The organism is Aureitalea marina, assembly GCF_002943755.1.
Lineage (GTDB): Bacteria > Bacteroidota > Bacteroidia > Flavobacteriales > Flavobacteriaceae > Aureitalea > Aureitalea marina.
On sequence record NZ_MQUB01000001.1, the window covers coordinates 105,006 to 119,866 of the forward strand.

Genomic DNA, 14,861 nt, shown 5'->3' on the forward strand with positions numbered 1-14,861 from the left:
TATGAAAACTATTATTCCAACAATTGCATGCCTTTTGTTTCTTACGCAGGTTGAAGCTCAAACCACATTTGATCTAGATTGGCAGCAGGGTGTCAATGGCGCCAATGCCAGTTTTACCATTGAGATCGATGATACGGTGCGCTGGACCTGGGCAAATGGATCCCCACATTCCGTGACCAGTCTTGGAGGATCTACCGAGACTTTTGACAGTGGCATTATCTCGGGCCAGAATACCGAATTTTCATGGCAGTTTACACAGGAAGGTGAGAATCCTTATCAGTGCGATGTTCACGCTGGCAGTATGTTTGGAACTATTTCGGTCGTGCCGAAATTGTCCGTACAAGATAAGTTTCAGCAAAACGTAAAATTCTATCCCAATCCGGTTATAGAGGAACTCACAATTGCTTCCCTCTACCGTTTAGACTCCTACGAGATCTATGATATTTCCGGAAAGAAAGTTGGCTGGGGTACAGGAGAAGGTACTTACACCCAATTAAATGTGTCTTATTTGGATGCGGGTGTGTATTTCATGCGCGTCTATTCCGATGATTTAAAGGCGACGATACGTTTGATTAAGCGGTAGCTTAAACTTTTCGCAGGGGCCAGTTGGTGCGGTGACTTTATATGCTCCAGGATTCATTGGACTCCGTCCAATGTTCCTTTGGTTCCACTTTTGAAAATATACAACCCTACAATCGCTGTGCGATTGCGGTTTGCCGTTTTATTCCGACCGCCAGCAAGCAAGCTTGCGCGGTCGCTATAAAACAACAAACCCGCACTCTGATGAGTGCGGGTTGTGTGCTTTAAGTGGTACCTCCAGGAATCGAACCAGGGACACACGGATTTTCAGTCCGTTGCTCTACCAACTGAGCTAAGGTACCATGCTTATTCAGCGGGGGCAAATATAACCCTATTTTCACTTTTGCAAAGGATAAATTTAAAAAAAATAGGTGGGACGGGCAGCTTCAATTTAATAGAGCATTAACAAGAGGGGTGGAGGTCAAATTGTACATTTACGCCTTTAAGTCACTGTATGCAATTAATCCTCGATGTAGGAAATACCCGAATCAAGTGGGCACTGTTTCGGCAGAGGGAGTTGATAGAACAATGGGATTGCAGCCCTGAGCAATTCAGATCGATCCTTAGCGATACCCGAAAGAAATACCCGGAGGTCAATCGAATTCTGGTTGCTTCGACCGGGCAACTGGATTCTAAACAAGTCAAAGTACTCAACAGCTGGCATAAACCACATTGGTTATCACACCAGTCTGTTCTGCCCTTTGAGAACAACTATCTCACACCGGAAAGTTTAGGATTAGATCGTATAGGATTAATGGCTGCCGCTGCTTTACATCATTCGGACAAGAATGTCCTTGTAGTGGATGCCGGAACTTGTGTTACTTACGATCTTCTGTATGCGAACAATGTGTATACGGGAGGGGTGATATCACCGGGCTTGTCCATGCGCTATCGGTCCATGCACCGGTTCACCGCTAAACTCCCCTTGTTGGACCCTGAGCTTCCTGACTTGGACGGTGGAGGCAGTACAGCCCAATCCATGCATTTGGGTGCAGTGAAGGGGTTATTGCTGGAGATAGATGGCTTCATTGACCATTATCGGCGCGAAGTCCATGATTTAATGGTGATTTTAACAGGCGGAGATGCCGATTTTTTGCGAGACAACTTAAAAAATGACATCTTTGCGCACTCCAATTTTTTGTTGGAAGGTCTTAACTATTTACTCGAACTCAATTCCGATTAATGTCGAAGCGGATTTTTGCTGTTTTTTGTTTGTTGATTGCTGGAGTGGCCTTAGGGCAGACCGGTACGGTTTCACCCTACTCATTTTACGGTCTGGGTGAAGAAAAATTCAAGGGTACGGTAGAGAATCGTTCCATGGGAGGTATTGGGGTTTACAGTGATAGTATTCACCTGAACCTACAGAATCCTGCTCACCTGGCAAATCTGGGGCTGGTCAATTTTACCATGGCAGGTAGTTTTAGGTATAACCAGTTGAAAACTGCTGTAGACAGTGATAATGCCCAAACGACCTCCCTGGATTATATGGCATTGGGAATTCCCATGGGGAAAGTAGGTGCCTCCTTTGGACTGCTGCCATTGACAACTGTTGGCTACAGGATTCGTTCAGAGGCGGATAATTCAATTGTGCAACTAAACGGTACTGGAGGTATAAACCGGGTTTTCTTTGCTCTGGGCTATAATGTATTTAAAGGCTTTAATATCGGGGCCGAGTTGAACTATAACTTCGGAAATATCGAGAACGTTGATGTAGTAGACCGGGACGATCTGCAGTTTGGGACGCGCGAATTCAACAAATCCGATATTCTTGGGCTCAGCTACAGTTTTGGGGCTACCTACAAGACCATGGTCTCTGAACGCCTGGAATTATCCACAGCGATAGCTTATGCACCTGCGTCCAGATTCACCGCCGAAAACGAAAGAAGACGAGCAACTGTGGTTGTGACCAATTTTGGAGATGTAGTAGAGATAGATAGCCGTGAGATCCCTGTTGGGGATACGGATTTTGATTTTCCGAGCAAATTTGACATTGGAGTTGGGATTGGAAGGCCAAAACATTGGTATCTGGGAGCAGAATTCACTGCACAATCCAACAGTAACTTCACCAATAGATCCTTCGAATTGGAAGACACAACGTTTAAGGATGCTAAAAAATACCAGATCGGTGGTTTCATTATACCGAACTACAATGCCTTTGGAAACTACTTCAAAAGGGTTGTCTACAGAGGTGGATTCCGTTTCGAAGAGACGGGATTGAACATAAATGGCCAGGATATTAATGAGTTTGGCATATCTTTTGGATTAGGTCTGCCAGTGGGACGATTATTCTCCAATATCAACATTGGATTTGAATACGGAGTCCGCGGAACGAAAGATTTTGGCTTGATTCAGGAGAATTTTTTCAATACTTTCATAAGTTTGTCACTCAACGACAGATGGTTTGAAAAAAGATTTTATGATTAACGCGATAATTACGGAAAAGATGAAGAAGAAAGTTTTACTACTCGCAGCGTTATTGTTGGTTGGACTAGGCAAGACCTGGGCGCAGATGGACGATTGTGCTATCACGCTCTCCTTGTTTGTAGAACCTGCCAAGGCAAAGAATTACGATGCTGCCCTTCCGCATTACGACAAAGTCGTTGCTGAGTGTCCTAAGTACTCCTTAGCCACTTATCAATACGGTGAGAAGATGTTCAAACATTTCATCGAGAAAGGTGACAAGGCCAAAATCGATAACTATATCCAGAACTTCAACCTGCGCATGGAATACTATCCAAGCAGAACCAAACAGGGAAATGTAATGGCTAAGATCGCTCAGTTGAAGTTTGACAATAGTATGGGGTCCAAGATGGACCAGTTTAATGCCTTCGATGAAGCCTATAAAAAAGATGCGGCCAGCTTTAATAGTCCTAAGAGTCTATACACCTATTTTTCTCTGGCTGTAGATCTTTTCAATGAAGGCCAAAAAGATATTCAGGAAGTCTTTGATCTTTACGATGTAGTAATCAATAAGATCGAATCTGAAGAGAGCTCTCTAGCTAAGAATGTGACCACCCTCAGTGAGAAAGAGGATGGCGGAACGGCCCTGAGCTCTAAAGAAAAGAAAAGACTGAAGGCTTCAGAGACCAACCTGAAAGCTTACGGTAAGGTTAAGGGAAGTGTAAATGGTAAATTGGGTAATATCGCAGATTGTGAAAACCTGATCCCATTGTACGAAAAAGAATTCCCGAACAAGAAGGACAACATCAACTGGTTGCGCTCAGCGGCTGGTCGTCTGAACGCTAAAGATTGTGAAACTCCTCTGTTCTTCGAACTGGTCCAGCAACTGCACACCCTAGAGCCTTCTGCAAAGTCTGCTTTCTATCTGGGACGTCTGGCAGACCGAAATGGTGATGCCTCTACAGCTTTGGAATATTATAACCAAGCTGCAGAACTAGAGACCAATCCAAGCGACAAGGCGAAAGTTTACTATAGCATTGCCGAGAACATGCGTAAGAAGGGTTCTTATGGTAAGGCGAGGAGTTATTACAACAAAGCCTTGGCAGAAAAACCTTCCATGGGTGTATGTTACCTGAAGATCGCCCAGATGTACTCTAAGAGTGCCAACAATTGTGGTAGCAATGTATTTGAGAAGCGTGCCGTAAACTGGCTGGCGGCTCAGATGGCCGATAAAGCAGCTAGAGTAGATGCATCCATTGCTGGAAACGCCAGAGCGGCTGCTAGCAGCTACAGACAAAGAGCTCCTAGTAAGACGGACATCTTCAGTGAGAGTATGGCAGGACAAACTGTTACCTTCTCTTGCTGGATAGGATCTAGCGTTAAAGTTCCTAATCTATAAGGATGTTTTCCTTAAAATATATCGTAAAGAGCGTGATGGCGACTGTGGTGGTCATCGCGCTTTTTGCTTGTGAAGGGAATTACAGCAATATTCAGAAGCTCAATCTGAAGGACAACGAGCCGGTTGGTATTGGGAAAGGGGTCAATTTCAAGTATACAGATTCCGGGGCGGTTGTGACCAATATGCTTACCCCGGTTTTCTACGATTACAGGAACATGGAATTTCCCTACCAGGAATTCCCTGACGGGGTAACTGTTTATTTTTACGATGACGGAAAGAAGACCACAGTTACCTCAGACTACGCCATTAGCTATGAGTCTACCGGGATAGTGGATCTGCGTCAGAATGTGGTTATCCTGACCCACGATAGTATTGAGCTCAAAGCCCAGCAACTTTATTGGGACCAGAAATCCCAATGGGTCTTTACGGATCAACCCTATACCATTACCTTTGCGGACGGCTCTTTTAATAACGGAGGGCGTTTTGACAGTAGCCAGGATTTTACCAATTTCCTTTCCAGGGATAACGATGGGATCCAGTTAATCGATAATTCAACTACCGATGGGGACTAAACTCTATAAAATCTTCGAATACGCCTATATCCTGATGGCCATCTTCTCCATTTATCTGGTGATCACCAACTGGGAGACGGATCGCGATCGGGCCTATCTTTTTGTATTCTTTGCATTTGTGGCTATTTTTATGTTCTTCTTCAAGCGCCGGTTCAGGCGTAACCTGGAGAAGCGCAGACAAGACCACTGATGGAGATACAAATTCTGCTGATCGTTCTAATGCTGATCCTCTCTGCCTTTTTTTCGGGTATGGAGATCGCCTATGTGTCTTCCAATAAGATCCATATCGAGATCGAGAAGAAGCAGCAGAACTTTCTCGCACTTATCCTGAATCGGATAACCCGAAGACCGTCCAAATTCATTGCCACCATGCTGGTGGGTAACAATATTGCCCTGGTCATCTATGGGTTCTTTATGGGCGAGCTCATCATGCGTTATATCGACCTGGAAGGGGGATGGGCGCTATTGGTTCAAACCTTGATCTCCACCTTTGTTATTTTGATCACGGCGGAGTTCTTACCCAAGGTATTCTTCCAGATCTATTCGAACACCTTGGTGCGTATCTTTGCCTTACCAGCCTATATCTTTTACCTGCTGTTCTCGGTTATTTCCGAGTTGGTCATCTGGATTTCGGATATGGTACTAAAGGTCTTTTTTAAAACAGAAGGGGATATCCTTCCCCATAGCTTTAGCAAATTAGAGCTGGGCCATTATATCTCGGAGCAAATGGAGACCGTGGACACTCAGATCGAGGTCGATTCCGAGATTCAGATATTTCAGAATGCCTTAGAATTCTCTGAGGTTAGGTCCCGAGAGGTTATGGTTCCGAGAACGGAAGTAGTTGCGGTAGAATTACACAGCTCAACTCGCGATCTGACCAAGATGTTTATCGAGACCGGGCTGTCAAAGATTTTGGTCTACAAGGAGAACATAGACGATATCCTGGGTTATGTCCATGCCTTCGATATGTTCAAAAAGCCGGCAACCATCAAAAAGATATTGATGCCCGTGGTCTATGTGCCGGAATCCATGCTGGTCAAAGATGTACTCAATGTCTTAACGCGGAAAAGAAAAAGCATAGCCGTGGTCATAGACGAGTACGGAGGAACTTCCGGGATAGTTACCGTAGAGGATATAGTAGAAGAGTTATTCGGGGAGATTGAAGATGAGTTTGATCAGGGCGAAATGGTCGAAGAACAGATCGACGATCAGATCTATCACTTCTCTGCTCGACTGGAGGTAGATTACATTAACGAAACCTACAAGATCGACCTGCCGGAGAGCGAACATTACGAGACCCTCGGGGGGCTTATCGTCAGTTATACCGAGGAGATTCCGGAGAATAATGAGACCGTTACCATAGAGGGATTCGGTTTCAAGATCCTCGAGGTGACCAACACCAAGATCGAACTGGTCGAACTCCGTGTGCTTCAGGACCTTTAAGGCCTAATCTGAAAGGGTTTATTTTTTTGCCTTGTTCTTTTTAAAAATGGGTGGAAAATGGTATTTTCGCCCCCTATTAATTCGCATGATATGGCTGTTTTAAATAAAATCAGACAACGTTCTATCTTTCTTATCGTGATCATTGCCTTGGCCCTGTTCTCTTTCGTGCTGGCCGATGTGATCCGAAATGGAGGTTTTTCGAGCAACAAAGCGCAAACCACGATAGCAACGGTAAATGGAGAGGATATTCCGAGAGAGGATTTTGTCAAGCGGGTAGAGGCTTATCAGCGTTCGCTGGGGCCAAATGCCAGTACCACCCAAGCAGTAAACACCATTTGGGAGCAGGAACTTCGCAAGACCTTGATCCGTCAACAATATGAGAACTTAGGTCTTACTGCTGGTCAGGATCAGTTGGATGATGCCTATGCTACCTTCCTTGCTGGTAACCCAAGTTTCCAGGATGAGACCGGTCAGTTTAACCTGGCTTTGGTAGACCAATATGTCGCCTCCATCCAGGGTAATCCGCAGGCGATGGAAGCCTGGCAAGAGTTTGTAACCACTACACGAAGCAGCATACTGGAGAACACCTACATCAACATGGTGAGAGCTGGTATGATCGCAACCTTGGCTGATGGGGAATTGGCTTACAGACTGGAGAACGACAAGATCAATATCGAATTTGTACAGGTGCCTTATACCCAGATTGCCGACGAAGACGTACCGGTTTCTGAAAGTGAGATCGAAGCCTATATTCGCGAACATCGCGACGAGTTTGAAGTAGATCCAATGGTCGATCTTCAATACGTGTCATTTGTTGAGGAGCCATCAGATGAAGATGTGGAGGCTGCTCGTGTGGCAATCGCACAGTCATTAGAGGATGAGGTCATTTTCAACAATGTGACCAATGCTAACGATACTATTCCAGGGTTCCGCAATACCACCGATTACGCCGATTACCTGGCCAATAATTCTGAGACTCCTTTTGACAATCGCTGGTTGTTTGAACGTGATCTGCCTGCATCCGTAAAGGATTCCGTTTTCAACCTTGAGAAGGGAGAGATCTACGGACCTTACCAAGTAGCCAATACTTTCAAATACAGTAAAATGGCCGATGCTGCCCAAAAATTTGACTCTGTCAATTCTAAGCACATTCTTATCCGTTACCAAGGAAGTTTGAGAGCGGCCTCTGATGTAACTCGTTCTAAGGAGGAAGCTGAAGTGCTGGCGGATAGCTTACTGAGTGTGATCAAGAGGGATAAAAGTAAGTTCGAATCGCTGGTGGCCGACTTCTCAGATGATGCTACTACTAAAGAGAACGAAGGAGAGCTAGGATATTACGGACCAGGTTTCATGGTCCCTGCTTTTGATGAGTTCATCTATGGAAATCCAGTGGGTTCCATTGGGCTGGTGGAGACCGATTTCGGTTATCACGTAGTTAAAGTGGAAGATCAGAAGAATCTGCAAAGAGCTGTGAAGATCGCAACCCTGACCAAAGAGATCGAACCATCCGAAGGAACATTGAACCAGGTATTCTCTAATGCTACTGGTTTGGAAGTTGCCGCCCAGGATGGAGATTTCAGAACGGTTGCAGAAGAACAAGGTGTTGCTGTTAGACCAGTGAACAGAGTTGGAAAAATGGACTCCAACATCCCTGGATTAGGTAACAATCGATCAATGATCAATTGGGCCTTTGAAGAAGAGACCAAGGTAGGGGATGTTAAACGTTTTAATGTGCCTACCGGATATGTTATCGCGCAGCTAACGCGGAAGAGTTCAGAGAAGGCACTGATGAGTGTAGCTGAGGCATCTGCCCGTGTTACTCCGATCATCCGCAACGAAAAGAAAGCCCAAAAGATCCGTGAGGGTCTAAGTGGATCGACCTTGGAAGAGATCGCATCAAGTCAAGGGGTTACCGTAAAGAATGCAACTGCTGTAACCATGGCCAATCCAACACTAGCCGGTGCCGGAACTGAGCCAATGGTAGTTGGTACGTCCTTTGGGAAGGCTGCCGGGGAGCAAACAGCTCCTATCGATGGAAACACTGGTGTGTTTATCGTAAAGGTATTGGCGGTTAATGAGGCCCCGGTTCTTGATAGTTATGAGTCATACGCCAACCAACTCAATACATCTATATCGCCTCAGGTGGCGGGTAATCTGTATCAGGCGTTGCGCACCCAGGCTGATATCGAAGATAACCGATCTACTTTCTATTAATTGATAGAAGAAATTAGCAATATAAAAGCTCCCTTTTTAGGGGCTTTTTTTATGAGATCATTGAAGCCAATTACGGTGTTATAACCTTTGGACTGGAAATATGCTGGAGTTGTTAGATCCCCTGCGGCCAGAACGAAATCTCCGCCCCAACCACCGAGACTTTTTATTTGCCCGGGATAATCCGGAAACATACGTTTCTGAACCGGTTTCATTCCGATAGCTTGAGAGATCAACATCTCGTGCTGTGCCATAAGCGGCTGGAATGTTTCAATATCCGGACAGGCTACCATTGATTTGGTTAGCTGGCTAATTTCTTGGATGAAGCCATCTTTTTGGGTCATAGCCCGGTACTGGATAATTGCCTCCCGGCTGTCTTGTTTTCTGTTGAGGTGGACAAAGAATAGCCTGTCAGTAAACGACCAATCCAGGTTTATTGGCTGGACCTCGGGTAATTCTTGGGTCCGTCTATACAAAATAGGTTCATTCTGCAATGCGACGGCCACATCATATCCACTGCCGCCAAAGGTCATTTCGGACAATTCCTGGGCATCGATCTCTGCCCACTGGGCCAAGTTGGCTATTAGCGAGGAGCTACTGCCAAGACCCCAATCGCGCGGAAATTGTATTTGACTAGTGAACGAATAGCCTTGGGCTCCACTAAATAGTTCGGGTCGTTTTTTACGAATGTGTTGAAATAGCTGATCCAATCGATCTGATATCGGATCCGACCCTGTCTTAAAGGAATAATCAGCAGAGAAGTTAGAGAACCAGGTTTGACCATCGTTGTCCTTGCTGATCCAGGAAAATCCTTTATCCTTATGTTTGGTTACTTCCAGTGATTGCCCAAAGATCGTAGGTAAGGCCAAGGCCAAGGCACCATCCAGTACGGCGTATTCTCCACTGATCAGCAGCTTGCCGGAACTGTAATAGGTGCTCTGATTCATTATTCCCTGTTTCGGCTGATAAACTCTGAAGCAGCCTGAAAAGAGACTGCCTCCTTTTTGAAATGTTCTATGGCCAGTTCCTTTTCTTCCGGTGAGGCTCCTAATTGATTTAGGATGTTCATCAGGTGCATTTTCATATGTCCCTGTTGTATGCCGATGGTAACCAATGATCTTAAAGCAGCGAAGTTTTGGGCCAATCCGGCCACGGCAACGATCTCCATCAGTTCCTGGGCACTTGGTTTGCCCAATACATCCAGACTAAGTCTGACCAATGGATGAAGCGAGGTCAGTCCGCCTACTGTTCCAAGAGCCAGAGGTAGTTCGATCCAAAATTTAAATTGACCATCAACCACTTCAGCATGAGTCAGGCTGGTATATCGTCCAGATCTAGCCGCAAAGGCGTGTACTCCTGCTTCCACAGCCCGGAAATCGTTCCCGGTGGCCAATACCAAGGCATCCACTCCATTCATTATTCCTTTATTGTGGGTTACAGCCCGGCTCACTTCAACCTCGGCTATTTGGACTGCCTGCACCATTTTTCGTGCAAATTCGTCCCCGGACAAACCATTGTTGGCTAACTGTTCTAACGGACAACTCACGCTGGCCTTCACCAAACAATTGGGTACATAATTGGACAGTATGCTCATCACTACTTCGGGGCGTTGAACACCAAATCCATCCCAGTCTTTGGCCAAAACTCTGAGGGTGGAAGCGATCTGTTCTAGGCAGCTGTTGATAAAATTAGCTCCCATAGCGTCTTTAGTCTGAAAGGTTGCGTGCAACTGATAATAGCCCGCTAAAGCCGCTGTACTGTCTTTGAGTTCGAGGTCGATAAGTCCACCGCCTCTTTTTTTCATGTTCCGCTGAATCTCCCCAACAGAATCGATCAAGCTCATCTTGTGTTCCTGAAAGAACTGCTCCATTCTATCAGTCGGTCCCGGATAATTGATATGGATCTGTCCGGCTTTGACCGTCGATATGACCTCGGCCTTAAAACCGCCCTTGTCCAGCCAAAATTTAGCAGCATTACTGGCCGCTGCTACCACGGAGCTCTCTTCGATCACCATGGGGAGGGTCATTAAACGCTCATTGATCAGAAAGTTAGGAGCGATCCCATAAGGCAGGTAGTAATTGCTGATGGAATTCTCAATGAATTCATCGTGTAGTGTCTGCAGCTTATCATCACTATTCCAATACTGTTTCAGGGTCGATCGGGCCTCTGAGGAATCAGACAAATACTGACTGACCAGCCAATCGATCTTTTGTTCTTTGGACAGTTTGGAGAATCCGATTACTGCTTCGGGCATATACTTGAACTTAGGAGCTCAAAGATACTATTATTCCCGCACAGCTGATCTTTTCGAAACCTCCTGAAAGCCCGCCATTTAACAGAAAAATCGTGCTATTTCGGTATATTTTTATTAAACTTGGCCTAACTTAAACTTAACGGCTTGAACAAGACTCATCTCCGCTTGCTGCTGTTGTTGCTGGTTTCCGCACCCTTACTGACCACAGCTCAGCAAAATCAATTCACTTTAGAAGAAATTTGGGGAGGCGCTTTTAGAACAGAGCGGCTGGATGCCCTTCATCCCATGAATAACGGAACGCAGTATTCTGTGCTGAATTACGACAGGACAGCCAAGGCCTCCACCATCGATGTATATGATTATACTTCGGGCGAAAAAGTCGAAACCGTAGTAAACACCAAAGATCTGCTGGATCTCAATTATGTGATCTCTTATGAATTCAGTGATGATGAAAGCCGGATGTTGCTTGCGGCAGAACTTCAGCAGATCTATCGTCGTTCGTCCAGAGGAAAATACTTCGTCTTTGATCGGACCAATAAGTCAACCACCTTGCTGTCCAATAATCTGGTCAAAGAACCCACCTTCAGTCCGGATGCATCGAAGGTCGCTTATGGCTATCAAAACAATCTGTTCTTTAAAGATCTCAGTTCGGGAAGTGTAATTCAAGTCACCGAGGATGGTCAGAACAACAGCATTATCAATGGAATAACCGATTGGGTGTACGAAGAAGAATTCGGTTTTGTGCGCGCCTTCGATTGGAATTCCAAATCGGATAAGATCGCCTTTATCCGCTTTGACGAGTCCGATGTGCCGGAGTTCTCCATGGATGTCTACGGCAAGGATCTGTACCAGCACCAAGAGGTATTCAAATACCCTAAAGCAGGAGAGAGCAATGCCAAGGTATCCCTGCACATTTATGATCTAAAGACCAAAAAGACCACCAAGGTCGATCTGTCTGCCTACAATAACTACTACATCCCCAGGATCAAATGGAGTAATGACCCCAATATCCTGAGTGTACAGCTAATGAACAGGAACCAGAATGAATTGGATCTTGTTTTTGTGAATGCGGCTCAGAACACATCTAAAATGGTTCATCAGGAACGCGATGCCGCTTATGTGGACGTTACCGACGACCTGACCTTTTTGAATGACAATAGTTTTATATGGACCAGTGAAAAGAGTGGTTGGAACCATATCTATCACTACGACAGGGAAGGTCAATTGAGAAACCAGATCACCGATGGAGAGTGGGAGGTGACCCGTTATTACGGATTCGATCCCAAAACAGCCCGGATCTACTTTCAAAGCAGTGAGAATGGAAGCACGGTTCGGGATGTATTTTCAGTGACCAAGAATGGGGAGAACAAGATCCAATTGACCAATGAGGTGGGTACCAACTCGGCCTCCTTCAGTGCGGATTACACCTATTTCATCAATACCTTTTCCAATACGGAAACTCCTTATCGATTTAGCTTACACCAAGCGCTTACCGGAGAACAACTGCGAGAGATCAAGAATAACAATGCGTTAAAGGATAAGCTCAATACTTACGCCTTGTCGCCTAAGGAGTTCTCTACCATTGAGGTCAAAGGAGAGGAACTAAATATGTATATGATCAAACCGTTGGATTTTGATCCCAACAAGGAGTATCCCCTCTTTATGTATCAATACTCAGGCCCCGGATCGCAGAACGTGGCCGATCGCTGGGGCGGTTCCAATGATTACTGGCACCAGATGTTGGCTCAGCAAGGCTACATCATCGCTTGTGTTGACGGTCGCGGTACTGGATTAAAAGGACGGGACTTCAAGAAAATGACCCAAAAAGAATTGGGGAAGTATGAGGTAGAAGATCAGATCGCCGCCGCCAAAAAATTAGGAGAGCGATCCTACATTGATGCCGACCGTATCGGAATCTGGGGATGGAGTTATGGCGGGTTCATGTCGTCTAACTGCCTCTTCCAGGGTGCAGACGTCTTTTCCATGGCCATAGCAGTGGCTCCGGTGACCAGCTGGCGTTTTTACGATACCATTTACACCGAGCGTTATATGACCACTCCTCAGGAAAATCCTGGTGGCTACGATCGGAACTCTCCGATCTCCCATGTCGATAAGTTGGAAGGAGATTTCTTGCTGGTTCATGGAACGGCAGATGACAACGTGCATGCGCAGAATTCATATCGCTTGGTCGAAGCCCTTGTTCAAGCGAATAAGGACTTTGATTGGCTGATGTACCCGGATAAGAATCACGGGATCTATGGCGGAAATACGCGTCTGCATTTGTATCGGAAGATGACCCAGTTTATCCAACGCAGCCTGGGTGAGCCAAGATCGACTTTGATAGAGATTAAAAACTAAACGACTAATAACTAATAAACTATCCTATGGAATTTAAATTTGGTGGTTCGGAGATCAATCAGCGAACCGTGATCGGGCACCCTTCCGGTCTTTTCGTTCTCTTCTTTACAGAAATGTGGGAGCGCTTCTCCTACTATGGAATGCGAGCCCTGTTGGTTCTCTTTCTGACCGCAAGCCTTTTGGATGAGGGCTGGGGATGGGAAAGAGCCGATGCCCTGATTCTATATGGATGGTACACAGGATTGGTCTATTTGACACCGATCTTTGGTGGACTGATCGCCGATAAACTGTTAGGATATCGAAATGCCATTGTTTTAGGGGCCTTGATAATGACCATAGGACACGCATCTATGGCATTGGAGGTGTTCGCCGATTTCTTTTTCTTTATTGGACTACTCTGTCTGATCATCGGGAACGGATTGTTCAAACCGAATATTTCTTCTATAGTGGGCCAGTTGTATAAGACACAAGGGAAGGAGAAGGATGCCGGATATACCATTTTCTATATGGGGATCAATGCCGGTGCCTTTCTCGGGATTTTACTTTGTGGATATATCGGAGAGAAGATCGGATGGCACTGGGGCTTTGGTCTGGCGGGGATTTTTATGTTCCTCGGTATGCTACAGTTTCATTATGCCCAGAAGATCTTTGGTAATATCGGATTAAAACCCAAGCGAACAGAAGATGTGGAAGACACCTTGGAAGATGCCTTGGAAGAAACCAAAGAAGCCTTTGAAGATGTCAAAGAAGAGGCTGAAAGCTCAAAGGTTACTCGAGATAGGATACAGGTAATTGCTGTGTTTGCCTTGTTTACGGTATTCTTCTGGTGGGCGTTCGAACAGGCCGGAGGATCTATGACCATCTTTGCGGCAGATTATACAGATCGAGCGCTTGAAGGGAGTGCAGCCATGACCTTTAAGGTGATCAATGCAATTATCACTCTGGTTCCTATGGTGGTCATTACCATCGTTCTGGCCTTACTGTTCAAACAGACCTTTGGAGCTTATGCGATCTCCAACGTTTGGCTCGGTTTGAGTTTTGTGATCATTTGGGGCATCGTAATTTGGATGCTCAACCGCGAATTTGCAGCTGATGCAACTGAAGTTCCTGCTTCATGGTTCTCAGTATTGAACTCCCTTTATATCATCTTATTTGCTCCGGTCTTTTCGAAGATCTGGGAGAGTAAGTTCAACCCATCCGGACCCATTAAATTTGCGATCGGTCTGATTCTGGTAGGTGTAGGTTTCGCCATTCTTTCATACGGGGCGTCTACTATACCAGATGGAGCCCGCGTAGCTTCTGTCAGTATGGTATTCCTGATCCTCGCTTATTTGTTCCACACCCTGGGCGAACTCTGTGTTTCTCCAGTAGGTCTGTCCTATGTGAGTAAACTCGCTCCCCTGAAGTTGGTTGGAATGATGTTTGGAATTTGGTTTGTATCTAATTTTGTGGCCAACTTATTAGGAGGACTAACAGGTAGTTATATCGATACCATCTCGGAAAGTTATGGTCTGTCTACCTTCTTCCTGATCTTTACAGCCATTCCTGTATTGGCGGGTATCATTATGATCATTATCAATCCGATCCTGCTCAAGAAGATGCACGGAATCCGTTAAAATTGCATACCACATATCTTAAAACGTTC

At 45.5% G+C, this 14,861-nt stretch carries 12 protein-coding genes and 1 tRNA gene; 10 read left to right on the top strand and 3 right to left on the bottom strand.

The window, feature by feature from the left end; all coding sequences use genetic code 11:
• Nucleotide 1: 1 nt before the first annotated feature.
• Nucleotides 2-583, top strand: a complete 582-nt coding sequence (locus BST85_RS00530) for a T9SS type A sorting domain-containing protein (RefSeq protein ID WP_104811472.1) — start codon at nt 2-4, stop codon at nt 581-583.
• A 225-nt stretch (nt 584-808) separates the two neighbouring features.
• Here BST85_RS00530 and BST85_RS00535 read toward each other — a convergent pair.
• A tRNA-Phe gene (locus tag BST85_RS00535) sits at nt 809-881 on the bottom strand.
• A 152-nt stretch (nt 882-1,033) separates the two neighbouring features.
• On the opposite strand from BST85_RS00535, the gene BST85_RS00540 reads away from it, so the two are divergent.
• From BST85_RS00540 to BST85_RS00570, 7 genes are all read left to right on the top strand, one after another.
• Nucleotides 1,034-1,762, top strand: coding sequence for a type III pantothenate kinase (locus BST85_RS00540; protein WP_104811473.1), 729 nt, complete (start codon nt 1,034-1,036; stop codon nt 1,760-1,762).
• Entirely contained in the window at nt 1,762-3,003 is a 1,242-nt protein-coding gene (bamG, locus tag BST85_RS00545; RefSeq protein WP_104811474.1) for a BamG family beta-barrel-assembly machinery protein, read from the top strand. Before BST85_RS00540 ends, bamG begins: the two co-directional genes overlap by 1 nt.
• A 19-nt stretch (nt 3,004-3,022) precedes the next feature.
• Nucleotides 3,023-4,378 carry a hypothetical protein gene (locus tag BST85_RS00550; protein WP_104813842.1) on the top strand — a complete coding sequence of 452 codons (1,356 nt, stop codon included), beginning with the start codon at nt 3,023-3,025 and terminating at the stop codon, nt 4,376-4,378.
• Between the two features lie 2 nt (nt 4,379-4,380).
• On the top strand, nt 4,381-4,950 hold the full coding sequence (gene lptC / locus BST85_RS00555; RefSeq protein WP_104811475.1) for an LPS export ABC transporter periplasmic protein LptC: 570 nt from the start codon (nt 4,381-4,383) through the stop codon (nt 4,948-4,950).
• Nucleotides 4,940-5,140, top strand: coding sequence for a hypothetical protein (locus BST85_RS00560; protein WP_104811476.1), 201 nt, complete (start codon nt 4,940-4,942; stop codon nt 5,138-5,140). The genes lptC and BST85_RS00560 overlap by 11 nt, the downstream gene beginning before the upstream one ends.
• Nucleotides 5,140-6,393: a hemolysin family protein gene (locus tag BST85_RS00565; RefSeq protein ID WP_104811477.1), complete on the top strand. Its 1,254-nt coding sequence runs from the start codon at nt 5,140-5,142 to the stop codon at nt 6,391-6,393. The genes BST85_RS00560 and BST85_RS00565 overlap by 1 nt, the downstream gene beginning before the upstream one ends.
• 90 nt (nt 6,394-6,483) lie before the next feature.
• Nucleotides 6,484-8,607: a peptidylprolyl isomerase gene (locus BST85_RS00570; protein WP_181039924.1), complete on the top strand. Its 2,124-nt coding sequence runs from the start codon at nt 6,484-6,486 to the stop codon at nt 8,605-8,607.
• Here BST85_RS00570 and BST85_RS00575 read toward each other — a convergent pair.
• Both BST85_RS00575 and BST85_RS00580 read right to left on the bottom strand, forming a co-directional pair.
• Nucleotides 8,604-9,551, bottom strand: a complete 948-nt coding sequence (locus tag BST85_RS00575) for a GYDIA family GHMP kinase (RefSeq protein ID WP_104811479.1) — start codon at nt 9,549-9,551, stop codon at nt 8,604-8,606. The genes BST85_RS00570 and BST85_RS00575 overlap by 4 nt on opposite strands.
• Nucleotides 9,551-10,858, bottom strand: coding sequence for a hydroxymethylglutaryl-CoA reductase, degradative (locus tag BST85_RS00580; RefSeq protein WP_104811480.1), 1,308 nt, complete (start codon nt 10,856-10,858; stop codon nt 9,551-9,553). Before BST85_RS00580 ends, BST85_RS00575 begins: the two co-directional genes overlap by 1 nt.
• 144 nt (nt 10,859-11,002) lie before the next feature.
• Here BST85_RS00580 and BST85_RS00585 point away from each other — a divergent pair, with 144 nt between their 5' ends.
• Complete coding sequence (locus BST85_RS00585) at nt 11,003-13,216, top strand: S9 family peptidase (RefSeq protein ID WP_104811481.1); 2,214 nt, start codon at nt 11,003-11,005, stop codon at nt 13,214-13,216.
• 26 nt (nt 13,217-13,242) lie between these two features.
• Complete coding sequence (locus BST85_RS00590) at nt 13,243-14,832, top strand: peptide MFS transporter (RefSeq protein ID WP_104811482.1); 1,590 nt, start codon at nt 13,243-13,245, stop codon at nt 14,830-14,832.
• The last annotated feature ends 29 nt before the right edge of the window (nt 14,833-14,861 follow it).